The organism is Enterococcus sp. 2STP (genome assembly GCF_032465635.1).
Classification (GTDB): domain Bacteria; phylum Bacillota; class Bacilli; order Lactobacillales; family Enterococcaceae; genus Enterococcus_B; species Enterococcus_B lactis.
Map to the genome: position 1 here is coordinate 15,141 of NZ_JAWDJH010000037.1, position 14,878 is coordinate 30,018.

The 14,878-nt window shown below is 38.1% G+C and carries 16 protein-coding genes and 1 other annotated feature; of the genes, 7 read left to right on the top strand and 9 right to left on the bottom strand.

Going from position 1 to position 14,878, the window contains the following annotated elements; genetic code table 11:
- Positions 1–10: 10 nt before the first annotated feature.
- Both RWU19_RS13400 and arsC read right to left on the bottom strand, forming a co-directional pair.
- Positions 11–562 carry an ECF-type riboflavin transporter substrate-binding protein gene (locus tag RWU19_RS13400; protein WP_002315249.1) on the bottom strand — a complete coding sequence of 184 codons (552 nt, stop codon included), beginning with the start codon at positions 560–562 and terminating at the stop codon, positions 11–13.
- Between the two features lie 201 nt (positions 563–763).
- Positions 764–1,011: a binding site (T-box leader), on the bottom strand.
- 140 nt (positions 1,012–1,151) lie between these two features.
- Positions 1,152–1,574 (bottom strand): arsenate reductase (thioredoxin), encoded by a 423-nt coding sequence (gene arsC, locus RWU19_RS13405; protein WP_316032202.1) that lies wholly within the window; start codon positions 1,572–1,574, stop codon positions 1,152–1,154.
- Between the two features lie 391 nt (positions 1,575–1,965).
- Here arsC and RWU19_RS13410 point away from each other — a divergent pair, with 391 nt between their 5' ends.
- Complete coding sequence (locus tag RWU19_RS13410; protein ID WP_123837982.1) at positions 1,966–2,988, top strand: LLM class flavin-dependent oxidoreductase; 1,023 nt, start codon at positions 1,966–1,968, stop codon at positions 2,986–2,988.
- 124 nt (positions 2,989–3,112) lie between these two features.
- Here the strand turns inward: RWU19_RS13410 and RWU19_RS13415 are convergent, their stop codons facing one another.
- The gene (locus tag RWU19_RS13415) at positions 3,113–3,547 is read right to left on the bottom strand and encodes a MerR family transcriptional regulator (RefSeq protein ID WP_123837983.1); all 435 of its coding nucleotides are present in this window, start codon (positions 3,545–3,547) and stop codon (positions 3,113–3,115) included.
- A 114-nt stretch (positions 3,548–3,661) separates the two neighbouring features.
- Here RWU19_RS13415 and RWU19_RS13420 point away from each other — a divergent pair, with 114 nt between their 5' ends.
- Positions 3,662–4,636 carry an alpha/beta hydrolase gene (locus RWU19_RS13420; RefSeq protein ID WP_002315245.1) on the top strand — a complete coding sequence of 325 codons (975 nt, stop codon included), beginning with the start codon at positions 3,662–3,664 and terminating at the stop codon, positions 4,634–4,636.
- A 205-nt stretch (positions 4,637–4,841) separates the two neighbouring features.
- Here the strand turns inward: RWU19_RS13420 and RWU19_RS13425 are convergent, their stop codons facing one another.
- The 4 genes from RWU19_RS13425 to celB form a co-directional block, all read right to left on the bottom strand.
- Complete coding sequence (locus RWU19_RS13425; RefSeq protein ID WP_123837984.1) at positions 4,842–5,447, bottom strand: alpha/beta hydrolase; 606 nt, start codon at positions 5,445–5,447, stop codon at positions 4,842–4,844.
- A gap of 52 nt (positions 5,448–5,499) precedes the next feature.
- Entirely contained in the window at positions 5,500–6,474 is a 975-nt protein-coding gene (locus tag RWU19_RS13430) for a ring-cleaving dioxygenase (protein WP_123837985.1), read from the bottom strand.
- Between the two features lie 472 nt (positions 6,475–6,946).
- Positions 6,947–7,666, bottom strand: a complete 720-nt coding sequence (locus tag RWU19_RS13435; protein WP_002315240.1) for a GntR family transcriptional regulator — start codon at positions 7,664–7,666, stop codon at positions 6,947–6,949.
- Between the two features lie 127 nt (positions 7,667–7,793).
- Positions 7,794–9,065: a PTS cellobiose transporter subunit IIC gene (celB, locus tag RWU19_RS13440; protein WP_002315239.1), complete on the bottom strand. Its 1,272-nt coding sequence runs from the start codon at positions 9,063–9,065 to the stop codon at positions 7,794–7,796.
- 152 nt (positions 9,066–9,217) lie between these two features.
- On the opposite strand from celB, the gene RWU19_RS13445 reads away from it, so the two are divergent.
- The 4 genes from RWU19_RS13445 to RWU19_RS13460 all read left to right on the top strand — a co-directional run bounded on the left by RWU19_RS13445 (position 9,218) and on the right by RWU19_RS13460 (position 12,360).
- Positions 9,218–10,615 (top strand): glycoside hydrolase family 1 protein, encoded by a 1,398-nt coding sequence (locus RWU19_RS13445; protein WP_123837986.1) that lies wholly within the window; start codon positions 9,218–9,220, stop codon positions 10,613–10,615.
- 80 nt (positions 10,616–10,695) lie between these two features.
- Positions 10,696–11,136 carry a universal stress protein gene (locus RWU19_RS13450; RefSeq protein ID WP_002289467.1) on the top strand — a complete coding sequence of 147 codons (441 nt, stop codon included), beginning with the start codon at positions 10,696–10,698 and terminating at the stop codon, positions 11,134–11,136.
- Positions 11,137–11,283: 147 nt separating this feature from the next.
- Positions 11,284–11,610, top strand: a complete 327-nt coding sequence (locus RWU19_RS13455; RefSeq protein WP_002291828.1) for a PadR family transcriptional regulator — start codon at positions 11,284–11,286, stop codon at positions 11,608–11,610.
- Positions 11,611–12,360, top strand: coding sequence for a permease prefix domain 1-containing protein (locus RWU19_RS13460; RefSeq protein ID WP_002315237.1), 750 nt, complete (start codon positions 11,611–11,613; stop codon positions 12,358–12,360).
- A 161-nt stretch (positions 12,361–12,521) separates the two neighbouring features.
- On the opposite strand, the gene RWU19_RS13465 is transcribed toward RWU19_RS13460, so the two are convergent.
- Together RWU19_RS13465 and RWU19_RS13470 are read right to left on the bottom strand one after the other, a co-directional pair.
- A complete protein-coding gene (locus RWU19_RS13465) occupies positions 12,522–12,977 on the bottom strand; it encodes a Spx/MgsR family RNA polymerase-binding regulatory protein (protein WP_002291831.1) in 456 nt (151 codons plus the stop codon).
- 422 nt (positions 12,978–13,399) lie between these two features.
- Positions 13,400–13,675 (bottom strand): hypothetical protein, encoded by a 276-nt coding sequence (locus RWU19_RS13470; protein ID WP_024634714.1) that lies wholly within the window; start codon positions 13,673–13,675, stop codon positions 13,400–13,402.
- Between the two features lie 294 nt (positions 13,676–13,969).
- On the opposite strand from RWU19_RS13470, the gene thiD reads away from it, so the two are divergent.
- Positions 13,970–14,785, top strand: coding sequence for a bifunctional hydroxymethylpyrimidine kinase/phosphomethylpyrimidine kinase (thiD, locus tag RWU19_RS13475; protein WP_010727841.1), 816 nt, complete (start codon positions 13,970–13,972; stop codon positions 14,783–14,785).
- The last annotated feature ends 93 nt before the right edge of the window (positions 14,786–14,878 follow it).

Sequence of the window (14,878 nt, forward strand, 5' to 3'; positions counted from 1 at the left end):
TCCTCACGTTCTAAGCTTCTTTGTTCAAACTTCCTTTTTTGACTTTTGTCTGTGCATAAGCTTTCAATAAAATAATGCCGATAATTCCCGTCACAATAGCATTTGTGATTCCAGCAACGATTCCTTGCGTGAAGACTTTACTTGGGGCCTCTGCATAAATCAAAATATCTCCCACAGGCGCAATAATCACCCATGTCACTAAATTGGCAATCGTTTCACCCACGAGGAAGAGCGTGATTTCTTTTTTACCAAATATGCCTTCTTCAATCGGGATACGTTTGGTCAGTAAACCAAAAAACACACCTAAAATCCCAGATGCAATGATCCATGACCACCAAGCACCATAAGTAGTTAAATCACCCAGTGCATGGCCAATAAAACCAGCTAATCCTGCAACGACTGGCCCGTAAACTACGCCTAGCAGCGCTAGAAAAGGGTAAGCGGTCGCGATATCCGTATTTGGAACACCTGTTGGAATGGTGACGAAACGTTTTAAGATAAAGAAGACAGCTGCTCCGATACCGATAGCTACAATATGCTTTACTGTAAATTTTTTATTCATTCTATTTTCCCCCAATTGTTTATTTATGAATACGCATTTCCAATTTTTGACCACATCATGTCAAAATTTTGTTGGATGATTCGAAATTTTCCGAAAATTCACTTCCTTTCGATAGTATCCAAGGTCAAGTAGTGGATGGACTTTATTAGTATCGATAGTCGATTCAAAAGTGGGTACAAAAAAATGCCCTAGCAAAAAATTGCTAAGGGCATAGATATGCGTTACCACCTTTGGTTATAAAATCCTCACAGACTTTACCTCGATCAGTATCCAAAAAAATCATCTTTTGGAAACTGTGCCTTGTTAACGGTAGACATCCGTATTTCCTTAAATATTCGGGAAATCCGCTCAAAAGCCATTTTCAAGTAACAGATACGCATTCCTTTTCACCAAGCAGGAACTCTCTTTGGCGTCTAACATTACTTTACTTTCTTTGTCATCGCGTTTCATTGATTGCTAATAAAATAGCAGAGAAGTATCCATTTGTCAACGGGAGGAACGATTGATCTAGCAAAAAGAAGAGAAGAAGTTTTTGCTAGAGAACAATTCTATTTATCAGTTAATTGTAAAAACATTTTTGAGAATTCCTTTATAAACTTGGAGCATATTGATTTAAGTCAGAAACCTTTGTTTTGATTACTTCTCTGACTTTTCTGAATTCCGCTAATATTTCTTCTTCGCTCCCGACAGCTTGTGCAGGATCTTTTAGGTCCCAGTGAAGGTGTTCGTGATTGTTTGGAATGGCAGGGCACTTGTCTTTGGCATCACCACAAAGTGTAATGATCAAGTCTGCCTGAGCAAAGTAATCTCTATCAATCAAATCAGACGTCTGTTTGGAAATCTCGTATGCCGTCTTCTGCTTGAAAATAACAGCTCTTGGATTCAAACCATGTGTCTCGATCCCCGCACTTCTGATCTCAAACTTTGAAGGAGGCAGATATTTACGCGCGTAGCCTTCTGCTATTTGACTGCGGCAAGAATTACCCGTACATAAAAAATAGATTTTTTTCATTTGATTTCCTCCGTTATGGATTAGTAACTGTAATTGTTTATCTAAAGAAAACTCTATATGATGGAGCGAAAAAATAATGGGTTTCTTAGTTTATATATTTCTTGTTGTTCAGCGTATAAATTGATGTGTACAAAGAACTCATCCTGTCTTTTTTACCATAAATACACGTTAGAAACAATCATTTTGAGTCAAAAAACAACGATGGGAAAGACTATTAAAAGAGATTAAGACATGGCAGATGATGAAGGAAGTAGGGGTATAGTCAGCCGATAAATTTCTTGAATATAACGCGAGAACAATTATTCGTCTTTTAAGAAAAAAAGTAGTAGAATCAGTTCATATTAAAAATAAAAAACCTTCCATTTTTGTAGGGTTGGAGGAGGTCATTACCTTGAAAAAAATCGGCTTTTTAAGCTTTGGACATTGGATGGAGCAAGGATCACTCGTGAAAACAGCTCAAGATGCTTATTTGCAATCCATCGATTTAGCAGTGGAAGCAGAAAAAATTGGAGTAGACGGAGCGTTTTTCCGCGTACATCATTTTGCCCCTCAGATTGGGTCGCCGTTTCCTTTGCTAGCGGCAATCGGCGCAAAGACGAGTAAGATCGAAATCGGCACAGGACTTATCGATATGCGCTATGAAAACCCTTATTATATGGCAGAAAATGCCGGATTGACAGATATCATCACACAAGGAAGAGTGCAACTAGGAGTGGGTCGTGGTTCACCTGAACAAGTTCTAGATGGCTGGAAATACTTTGGGTATGATTACAGTGAAGAAGAAATCAAAGAGGTGACACGGGAACGCACCCTTGAATTCTTGGAATTACTTGAAGGAAAATCATTTGCAGAACCAAATCCTCAACCAATGTTCCCACAAGGATCAGGAAAATTACGGATCGAACCTTATTCAGAAGGATTACGACAAAGAATCTGGTGGGGAGCTGGTTCGCAGCAAACGGCAATCTGGGCAGCACAACATGGAATGAATCTGCAATCATCTACATTAGTCAATTACGAATCCCATGAGCCGTTCCATATCCAACAAGCAAACCAATTACGTACGTATAAAGAAGTGTGGAAGCAAGCAGGTCATGATTTTGAACCAAGAACATTGGTCACTCGCTCGATCCAGCCAATCACCACTGATTTGGATCGACGCTTATTTGGACAAGACGGTAGTCCGCAACAAGATGCTGTCGGCTATCTTGCTTATCACCGGAACCCGACGATTTTTGGAAAAACTTTTGCTGGTGAACCTGATCAATTAATCAAGGAGCTAGCTGAAGATGAAGCAATCAAAGAAGCAGACACAGTACTTGTCACGATTCCTAATACTTTGGGGGTAGAATATAACATGCATTTGCTTGAAACAATCGTAAAAGATATCGCTCCAGAATTAGGATGGCGGTAAAAAGGATATTTCTGTAAGTGCAGGATACTTGAGTGAAAAAATAAACACTTCTAACAATCAGTTAGAGGTGTTTATTCATGTTTTCATGAAGTTCATAGAGAAGGAAAGTGAGTTATCCGTTTGTTCAATGAGAATGTTCATAAGCTTCTTTTACATGTTGGGGTAAATCATCAGGAATCAGTTTCAATACGGCTTCTTCATTGCCGGTTTTTATTGCTTCTTCATAGTACCAGCTTTTGTAATTTAGCATAGCGAGTACTCTTTCTAATTTTGTTATTTCTTCTTCTACAACTTCTTTTTGCTTTTCAAATAGTTCTTTACGAACCGCAAATGTCTTACTGCCTTCTTTGCTCCATTTCATGAATTGCTTGATGTCTTTTATTTCTAAACCAGATTTTTTCAAACAATCAATGACTCTCAAAGCCTCTAATTCACTCTCTGAAAATTTTCTAATACCGGAAACACGCTGGATATCAGGAAATAATCCCTCTTTGTCGTAATAACGTAAAGTAGAAACAGGCAATCCAAACATTTCAGACACTTGTCCAATGGAATACATAAAAAAATCCTCCTAAATTAAAATTTTATCCTTGACCTAAAGTCAGGTTTAAGTTTTATCATGATAATACATTCAAAAACAAATGTCAATTTTGATCAAAGGAGCGTTTAGAATATGAGTAAAGAATTAAATATCACCCAAGAATGGGACAAAGTATTTCCAAAAAGCGAGCAAGTCAATCATCGAAAGGTGACCTTCCCCAATCGTTTCGGTATCACATTAGTCGCTGATTTATATGAACCAAAAGAAGTAAGTGAAGAGAAATTGCCAGCAATTGCTGTGAGCGGACCATTTGGCGCAGTAAAGGAACAATCGTCTGGTCTATATGCGCAGACGATGGCTGAAAGAGGCTTTTTAACGATTGCATTTGACCCATCGTTTACAGGAGAAAGCGGAGGAGTACCACGATATGTTGCTTCGCCTGATATCAATACGGAAGATTTTCAAGCGGCAGTAGACTTTTTATCTGTACAAAAAAATGTAAACCCTGAGAGAATCGGAATCATCGGTATTTGTGGATGGGGAGGTATGGCATTGAATGCGGCAGCGATCGATACACGGGTCAAAGCAACAGTCGTCTCAACAATGTACGATATGACTCGAGTAACAGCAAATGGCTACTTCGATGCTATGGATGAAGATGCCCGATATAAAATGCGTGAAGAATTAAATGCACAACGTATCATTGATTTCAAACAAGGGGACTACGCACGTGCTGGAGGAGTGGTTGACCCATTGCCTGAAGATGCTCCTCAGTTTGTTAAAGATTACCATGCGTATTATAAAACAGATCGCGGATACCATGTTCGTTCTTTAAATTCTAACGACGGTTGGAATAGGACATCAGGGTTATCACTTATGAATGCGAAACTATTGCATTATATTCCAGAAATCCGTCATGCAGTATTAGTCATTCACGGGGAAAAAGCTCACTCACGTTACTTTGGGGAGGATGCTTTCAATGAGCTGAAAGGCGATAACAAGGAACTCATGATCATTCCAGGAGCTTCCCATACAGATCTATACGACCAGACAGATATCATTCCATTTGAAAAAATGGCAACATTCTTTGAAGAGAACCTTGTGTAACCAAAAGAGGTTGTGAAAAAGCTGCCCTGCATCAAGTAATAAGGCCAGCCAAAAAAGCTCCTCATTTTTGACTTGGTTGAACTCATTACCGCAGATGCAAGCTTTTGAACACCGTTTATTCGACAAAAAACTACGACTTTCACACACTATGATCCAGATGGATATCTGCTTCAGGTTGTGTCATGTAAGTCGTAGTTCTTTTCTTTTATTTAGTTAGAAGATGCTCTGACCATTCCCTCGCTTGCTCGATTTCGTCCATCGTCAACTGATGACCTGTTACAGTTAGCTGAATCGTCACATTTGCTTGGCGTGTTTCGAATTGATCGGCCAATTCTTTAAAGGAAGCAGGGGAAACGATTGGATCGTTATCACCATAAGAAAGCCAGACGGTTTTATCCTCTAATGTGGAACGGCTTTGATGAACACCTAGAGACATCGGATGGAAAAACAACCCTTTATTTAGCTCGGTCTCACGCTCCAATAATAAATGAGCAGCGATGGTTGCGCCATTTGAATAGCCGACAAGTAGCCAATCGCTTAAAGGTATCTGTTCTTTTTCGCTGATTTCTTTGATTTTTTCATGGAGTTTATCTGTTTCTTTTTCCAAACTGTCCAGGTCGAATTGATTCAATCCATTACGCTTGAAAAAACGATTCATCCCATCTTCTTGGACCGTGCCACGAAAAGAAAGCAACGTACTGTTTGGTGCAAGAAAGTGAGCGATATCTAGTAAAGAATGTTCGTCGCCACCTGTGCCATGAAGTAAGATCAAATGCTTGCCACTTGTTCCTTTTTCAAAAATGTAGGTCATTTTGTTCCCTCTTTTCTGTTTCTATAGATGCAAATGAAGTAGCATGAAGAGATTATTCACGTTTTTTATTTGCATCACTTGTATCGAAAGGACGGACATAGGCTTCAATGGCTTCACGACGTTCTTCTAAGAATGGAGGAAGAGATAGTTTTTCTCCTGCTGATTCTGCTGGTTCATCTTCAAGGAATCCAGGACCATCAGTTGCTAGTTCAAACAGTACGTGATGAGCGGCTAGGAAGTACTCAGATTGGAAATAGAAACGATCGACGAAACCAGAATTTGGCAATTCGATCTTATTGATTACTTGAATCCAGTATTCCAATGCTTCTTTGTCTGCTACACGGAATGCTAAGTGATGGATATTTCCAAATCCTTCGATTGCTTTTGGCAAGTCTGTCCGATGTTCAATAATGATGCTTGCACCATTTCCGCCTTCACCGATTTCAAATAAGTAGAAATCTCCTGAATGATCTGTTTCTTTGAACCCTAAGATTTTTTCAAGAATCAAGCGGATATGCTCTAATTGACTGACACGGACAAAGACAGGTCCAAGTCCTGTGATCGCAAACTCTGTCGGTACATTGCTGTTTTTCCAAGGAATGCCAGCTGCTACACCTTGATTATCTTCGTCAGAGATCAATTGATAATATTGATTATCGAAATCTTCAAATTCGATATATTTTTTGCCGAAACGTTCGTTGATTGCTGAATGAGTAACGTCATATTTTTCAAATCGTTCTAACCAAAAGTCTAATGCAGCGTCACTTGGCACACGGAAAGAAGCACGGGAGATCGTATCTGTTCCTTTTTTTCCTTTTGGCTGATTTGGGAAATCAAAGAAAGTCATATCTGTTCCTGGCGCACCAGTATCATCTGTAAAGTAAAGATGGTAAGTTTCGATGTCATCTTGGTTAACGGTTTTTTTGATTAAGCGCATTCCTAAAATATCTGTAAAAAAGCGGTAGATTTTTGTTGCGCTAGATGTCATTGCTGTGACGTGGTGAATTCCTCTGATTTGTGTATCCATGATAAATTTCCTCCTGTTAACTTACAAAAAGTAAGTAGTTGATTTAGACATAGTATAGAGGGTGCATCTCTATTTTGCAATTAATTTGTCTTCTAAAGTATCAGGAAGGAATCTAGAATGGAAAAGAGGAGGAACGGATCAATAAAATAAAAAGACTTACGACTAGTTGCATCGATTTCAAAAAAATTAGCTTTAAAAAGCTAACTTTAGAATCATTGCGAGTGGTCATAAGTCTTTTTATGATTAGATGGAAACGAGCTTCTGAAAGTACTTAGTAAATGTTATTCAAAAGATTGTATCTGTGACAATCAGTCGACTTGAAACTAAGCGGCTTTTCCACAACCTCTGATTCACGGTGTTCAAAAGCCAGTTTCTCGGTAGTAAGTCAAATTTATGCAAAAATGAGGAAAGCCATTTTCACAAAATTTTTCTTACTACTCGAAACTAAGCGACTTTTTCACAACCTCTTTGGTTAAGTTGAACGCACATCCAGCACAGAATAGTTCCGAACATCAAATCGGTTTCGGCTGGAAGAATATTCAATCGGCTGGCCATCTTTGAGATAGACGACTTGCTGAACTTCCAGTACAGGATCGTTTTCTGCACAGTTCAAATATTGCTGATCATATTCATCACTTTTATCTGCAGAAATAGCACGATAAGCCCCTGCAAAATGGACATTCAATTCTTGATGAAGATGATCATAGATAGAGGCTAACAAATGTTCTTTTTTTAAACCCGGCACAAGATGGACTGGCATAAAGGTATGCTCTAAAACATAAGGCTCGCCATCTAAGATCCTTAACCGGTGAATATTGTAGACAGGTTGCTCGGCATCGATCATCAATCGTTCTTGGATATATTGATCAGGGAATTCAACATCAAAATGAATGATTTGACTTTTCAAAGAACGATGTCTGCGTTTCATTTGGAGACTCAAACCTTCATACTCGTTAGCGGGCGATGTGTCTTTTTGCATGAATGGATGATTCAAGATTTTCGTTCCTGATCCTCGTTGCGAATAGACAAGTCCTTCCATCGCTAAGATATTGATGGCTTTTTTGATTGTCATCCGGCTCGCACCAAATTCTTTGACCAAGTCCACTTGATTAGGCAAAAAACTATCGGGAGGATACTCTTTTGAACGGATTCGTTCCCTTAAAATATTTGCGATTTCTTCGTATTTCGGCACGTTATTCACCTCTTCTAAAGTATAACGAAAGATTATGCTTCCGACAACTCGAAGTAGCATCTGGAACATTGTTTATTCGAAAAAAGAGGATATGACAAGTTTCTTGTCACATCCCCTTAATGATCCATCAAGCAATATCTAAATCTGGTTGTTTATCTAATACTTTCAAGAACGGGTACCAGATAAAGGCAACGATGACAAAGTCGATGACTTGCAGCATACCGCCAAGCCATGAATTTGTTGCTAAGACACCGCTTGCAATGATTGGCACAGTCCATGGAACAGAGACGCCAGTTGGTGCAGGGACAAGTCCAGCAGCCATTACCAAATAATTGAACGTCGTTACGATTAGAGGCGCCACGACCCAAGGAATAAGGATTGTTGCATTCAATACGATCGGCAGACCAAAGATCGCTGGTTCATTTACATTGAAAATACCAGGTGCTAAAGCTAATCGACCAACATCACGATACTGTTTCTTTTTAAGAACAAAGGCCATCAATAAAACGACAGCTAAAGTCATTCCAGAGCCACCAATACCAACAGTGAAGGTTTCCATGAATGGTTTTGTGATGATGTGTGGTAATTCTTTTCCATGTTGATAAGCTTCTAAGTTATCAAGCATCAGTGTATTCCAAATCGGGTCCATTACAGAGTTGACGATGATTTGTCCGTGAAGTCCGAAGAACCATAAGAATTGGACAAAGAACAAAGCAATCAATGTTGCAGGTAAACTACTTCCCAAACCAGTTAATGGTTTTTGGATCACTTCATAAACGACATCATGTAAGTTAGCATTGAAAATACCAGTCATCACAGCGTTGATTACTAAGAAAATAGTTAGTGTCACTACAGCAGGGATCAAAGCGGCAAATGATTTTGTTACTGCAGGTGGAACTCCATCAGGCATCTTGATCTGCCAGCCGCGTTTCGTGATTCTGCAGTAAATTTCTCCAGCTAAGAAAGCAGCGATCATTCCAATGAACATTCCTTTTGCGCCAAGACGATCAAGTGAAAGAACACCAGTTACATCTTCACCACCAACGGTTTTCATTGCAAAAGGCGTAAGAATCAAGAAGCTGGCAAAAGACACGGCACCACCGAAAATACCTTCAACGTCATAAGATTTTGATAAATAATAGCCGATACCAAAAGTAACAAAAACCGACATGATGCTCATTGTTGCATTTTGCCCATTACCGAATAAGTTCGATAAAGTTCCCTTTGTTGCGTCACTGAAAAAAGGCAAGTTATTGATAACGACAACGATCGAACCGAACATCGTTAAAGGGAAGGAAAGCATAAACGCATCCCGTAAAACTGTAAGGTAACGATTTTGCCCTAATAAATTAGCTAAGGGCATGATTTTCTCAGAAAGCTTGTCCATAAAACCGTTCATTTTTATTCACCTCGAATTTATTTGCAATCGATTACATACAAAGTATAACGCCGAACATTTTAAATGTCTAGTCATTTTTATAAAAAGTATTGATTTATTTTTTTAGGTTCGTTATGATTACGATATCAAGAAGAAAAGAGAGGAAGTAAAAAATGAAAACCTACACATTTCCAGAAAATTTTTGGTGGGGTTCTGCTGCTAGCGGACCGCAAACAGAAGGAAGAGTAAGTAATGACGGGAAAGGAGAAAATATTTGGGATCATTGGTATGCATTAGAGCCTGAAAAATTCTTTGATCAAGTAGGACCTGAAAAAACTTCGCAAGTTTACACAAAATACAAAGAAGATGTTCAGTTAATGAAAGAAACTGGCCATAACACATTTCGTACATCTATCCAATGGAGTCGTTTGATTCCGGAAGGGACAGGTGAAATCAATCAAAAAGCTGTTTCTTTTTATCGAGATTATTTTACTGAATTGCTGAACAATGGTATCGAGCCTTTTGTAAATCTTTACCATTTTGATATGCCACAGTCCTTGCAAGAAAAAGGCGGATGGTTATCAAGAGAAACGGTTGACGCTTATGTTTCTTATGCAGCCGCGTGTTTTGAATTGTTTGGAGACCTAGTCAAAAAATGGTTTACTCATAATGAGCCAATCGTACCTGTAGAAGGAGGCTACTTGTATCAATTCCACTATCCAAATCATATCAATATGAAAGAAGCGGTCCAAGTAGGCTATCATGAGAATCTAGCAAGTGCAAAGGCAATCAAAGCCTACCATGAAGGCGGTCATGATGGTGAGATCGGAATCATCTTGAATCTGACACCAAGTTATCCGAGAGATGAAACGAACCCAGAAGATGTAAAAGCAGCACAAATCGCGGATGCATTCTTCAACAGATCATTCCTTGATCCTGCAGTGAAAGGCGAGTTTCCACAAGAGTTGATCGAGATTGTCAAAACATTGGGTATAATGCCTGACATTCATGAAGGAGACTTAGAACTCATCAGAGAAAACACGATTGACCTGTTAGGAATCAATTATTATCAGCCTCGTCGGATCAAAGCAAAAGAAACACCGATCAATCACGAACATAGCCCCATGCCAGATGATTATTTTGATAATTACGACATGCCCAATAAAAAAATGAATCCATATCGTGGATGGGAAATTTACGAAAAAGGCATCTATGATATTTTAACGAATACAAGAGAAAACTATGGTAATATCAAATGCTATATTTCTGAAAATGGGATGGGGGTCGAAGGAGAAGAACGATTTGTTAACAGCGAAGGCATGATTGAAGATGATTATCGGATCGAATTTGTGACGGATCATTTGAAATATGTCTATCAAGCAATCCAAGAAGGAACGAATTGTGTGGGGTACCACATGTGGACATGTATGGACAACTGGTCATGGACAAATGCCTACAAAAATCGCTATGGCTTTATCGCTGTTGATTTGGCACAAGACGGCAAACGCACGATCAAAAAATCAGGTCGCTGGTTTAAAATGGTCTCCGAAAAAAACGGATTTGATGCCTGATATTTTTTGATAAAACGTTCACAAAATGTTTGTCCTAACACTGTAATCGTGCTACACTAACAGTGAAGGAGGCGTTTACAATGGTAGACACTTATCGTAATATTTTAGTAGCAATTGATGGTTCTGAAAAGGCAGAAAAAGCATTTCTTGAGGCAATCACGATTGCCAAACGAAATCAAGCAACGTTGCACATCCTGTATGTCAATGAAGTAACAGGCAATTACTTTGGTGATTTTGCATTTGTTACAACAAGCCTACAGGAAGAATTGGATGAGGTTGCGGAAAACCAGATGAAAGAACATCGAAACTTGGCAATCGAAAAAGGCCTGACAGATATCGAGACATATGTTCTTTACGGTTATCCAAAGACACTGATTGCTAATTTCCATGAATCGAAAGAACCAATCGATCTGATTGTCATGGGGGCGACAGGTCTGAATGCGGTAGAACGTGCGCTAGTAGGTTCCACTACTTCCTATGTAGTCAACCACGCATCATGTAACGTCATGGTTGTAAAATAAATAAATTAAAGGAACAGAAAGCAAAAAAGCATAACGCTTCTCTTGCTTTCTGTTCCTTTTTATTTTTTGCAAAAAATTACTTTACCTGATGAAGTAATCATGCTATGCTGATTACAACGACAGATGGAGTAATATGGAGGAGAGAACATGATTTCAAGTGATGGAATACGCGGATACAATGATGCGATTATTTTATCGATCCTTAACAAAAACGATTCTTATGGATACGAAATTTCTAAAACGATCCGTGAGAGGACAAATGATTCCTATGTAATCAAAGAGACGACACTTTACTCCGTTTTTGCCCGTTTAGAAAAGAATCAATTGATTGTTTCGTACCCTGGTGAAGTGACCCATGGAAAAAAACGGACCTATTATAAAATCACTGAAATAGGACGTAATCTTTTAGAAGAAAAAAAGCAAGAGTGGCTGACGACGAAAGACGTGGTCGATCAATTTTTGGAGGGAAAGTAAATGGATACAATCCGTAATTATTTAGAAAGTCTTTTTATCGGAGTACCCCGAAGTAACGAGATAGAAAAGCTGAAAGCTGATCTGTTGGCAAATATGGAAGATCATTATCATGAATTAATGGGAGAAGGGAAAAATGAACAAGAGGCCATTGGTACAGTCATCTCGACATTTGGTTCAATCGACGAATTATTAGAAGAATTAGATGTCAAAAAAGAAAATCCAAGTCCCGAGACGGAATCAAATCCAGCTTCGATTTATTTAAGCGAAGCAGAAAATTATTGGAAAGAATACAGAGCAGCAAGTCTTCAAGTAGCGTCAGGTGTCCTATTCACTTGTTTATCCTTTGCAGGATTTCTGTTCTTCTGTTCAACAGGCTATGCATTCATGGGTGTTTCTTGTCTGATTTTCGGTATAGCATTAGCTGTCGGTTTTTTCATCGCTTCTGGTATGAAAATCACCCGCTTAAATCACTTTTTGTATAATAGAAAAATACCTGAAAAAGTATTAGCAGAAGCAAAAGAAAAAGAAGAAGCATATCAGCGAAGTTTTGGCTTCTCGTTGATTGCAGGAATCGGATTATGTATTTTTTCACTTTTCCCACTTTTTGCTTCGATTTTGTGGTATATGGATGGTAGTATCGGTGCCTCTGGATTTTTTGTTACAGTAGGAACGGGTGTCTTTTTGATTATTTATGGCAGTCTTGTTCGTCATTCTTATCGTCAGTTCACTCAAAGCACTTATTCGTGGTAAGTGTGCACAAATTTGAACGCCATGAATCAGAGGTTGTGACAGAAGTAGTTATCTTCAAGAATTAGCTTCAAGAAATTTCGGCTTATTTTTCGTAGAAGCTACTTCTGGAACACTAGTTATTCGAAAAAAAGGACGGTGACACTTTTTTGTCACCGTCCTTTTTATATATAATAATTTAAAAATTCATCATCTAATTCCATAGAATTGTCTAGATCGCTTACCCACGTGAAATCGTTATAGACAGATTTGAGCTGGCTTCTACGCCATTGTACAGGGATAAAAAGACGCATACTATCTTCATTGAACCCGACTAATAATTTTTTTCCGTCAGTAATGATGGGACGTTGCAACAAAGTAAAATGAGACACGATTAAATCGACAAGTTCTGAGGTCGTACATTGGTCAATTTGATCTTTCAAATTTTTATAATCAATCGAGCGTTTAGCTAATAGATCGTCAAATCCGTTTTCTGTTAATGATAATAAATAAAAGATTTCTTTTCTGGTTAAAGGCTGTTTAGGTGTGAAAATTCGTTCTCTGTAAGGCATTTGGTGGTCTTTCAGCCAATTTGCCATCAGATGGTAACTATGTGTACGAGAAGAATAGATCGTAAGCATAACAAAACTCCTTAAATTTTCCATTAATTTGTTCGATCTGTTGAGATAAATAATAGGTAAGGAGCTGTGTATAAGCGTGAAACAACCCAAACATCAATAGAAATAACTTTCTAAAGTCTTAAATTTGCGACGAGAAACAACTAGACTAATAGAAGGAATGTCTCAGCCATTTGGCTTCCTGTTTGTTTTTCTTGCTTATGCTGCAGCTCCTCGGGAAAGGGTTCTAACAATTTGAAGAAGGTTGATGATTCATCTAGTTTCAATTGTGTGAAATTTGAAATCTGGTGTTTTTACTAGATGAATCATCTAACAACTATGATTATAACTTATAGAACCGTCGTTTTGTATTCTGTTTTGTTATAGTTGTTATAAAGTTTTATTTTATTACAGAGCATATTTAATTAAGAGCGTATAGTTAAAAGTTAAAATTGCTGATGCACATAGAGTTTATGACTTCTTGGAAATTCTTTTTCAATCAGTTTTTTCATCTGTTTATGAAATTCTTTTTTTTCAGTAAACATAAAGGTTTGGGTATCGTAACCTTCTTCATTTAGGAAATAGATTATTCCTTTTTCTGTGTTTTGCGTATAAGCTTTTATACTCCTGTCTTTTTTGAAAGAACAGATCGTATAGTTTTCTATTTGGTCTGGGAGACGTTTGATTTTCTTCAAAATGACTTTTTTATTCTCAAGTTTCATTTTTTCACCTGACTTTATTTTTTATCATATGGAAATCATAGCGCCATTGGTTATATGAAAACAAGAAGGATACTGAAATATATACAAAACGAATAGCAGGTATTTGTTATTAGAATAATTAGTTCAAATAAATGACAACTATTTTCTGATTTATTACAAATGTTTTTTCAAATAAGTTTGATTACCAAGAAAAGGTAGTGGTATATTTACTGAGGGATACTTTGAAAAACATATGATAGAAACAGTAACAGCATCATGAAAAAAATTTTTTATAAAAATGGAGGGATCGATTTAATGGAAGAGCAGTATGTACAAGCAATGACGATCGCAGGATCAGATAGCGATGGAAGCGCAGGGATGCAAGCAGATATGCATACATTCTTTACAAGAAGTGTTTACGGTGTTTCTGTCATGACCGCATGTGTTGCAGGAAATTCTTACGGAATCGGAGCAAGTGTGACCTTGCCAACCGATTTTATCGATAAAGAATTTGAACTGATTGCAGAGGATTTTCAAATACGTGCAGCTAAAACAGGTATGCTAGCAGATTCAAATTTGATTGAGACAGTTGTAAAAAATTATCAAAAATATGATTTTGGGCCATTAGTCGTGGACCCCGTGATCGTAACGAAACATGGAAATCTTTTACTAGAAGAATCTGCTTTGCAAAGCTTGAAAGAAAAACTTGTCCCTTTGGCCGAAGTACTGACACCTAATTTTTACGAAGCAGAAAAGCTGACTGGACGGACATTAGCAACTGAAGAAGATTTTGTGCAAGCAGCAAAAGAACTGCAAGAGATGGGTGCGAAAAACGTCATGATCAAAGGACATCATGCAAAAGATGCGCAACAAGAAACAGTCAACGACTACGTATTGCTTGAATCAGGAAAATCATTTTGGCTAAATGCGCCATTTTATCCTACTGACCGGATCAATGGAACTGGCGATTCGTTATCTGCATGTATTGCAGCCGAATTAGCTAAAGGAAAAACAGTAGAACAAGCGATCCGATTGGCAAAAGACTATGTAAACCGTGCGATTCGTGAAGAAATAAACGTAGGGCATAAATATGGACCAATCAATCATTGGGCAGCCGGTGAATTAGAGTAAAAGAAAGAGGTTGTGAAATCAGCGTCCTGACCTGAGTATTAGAGAAACAAACGGAAAAATAGTTCCTCATATTTTGCCGTTTGTTGAGCTAAT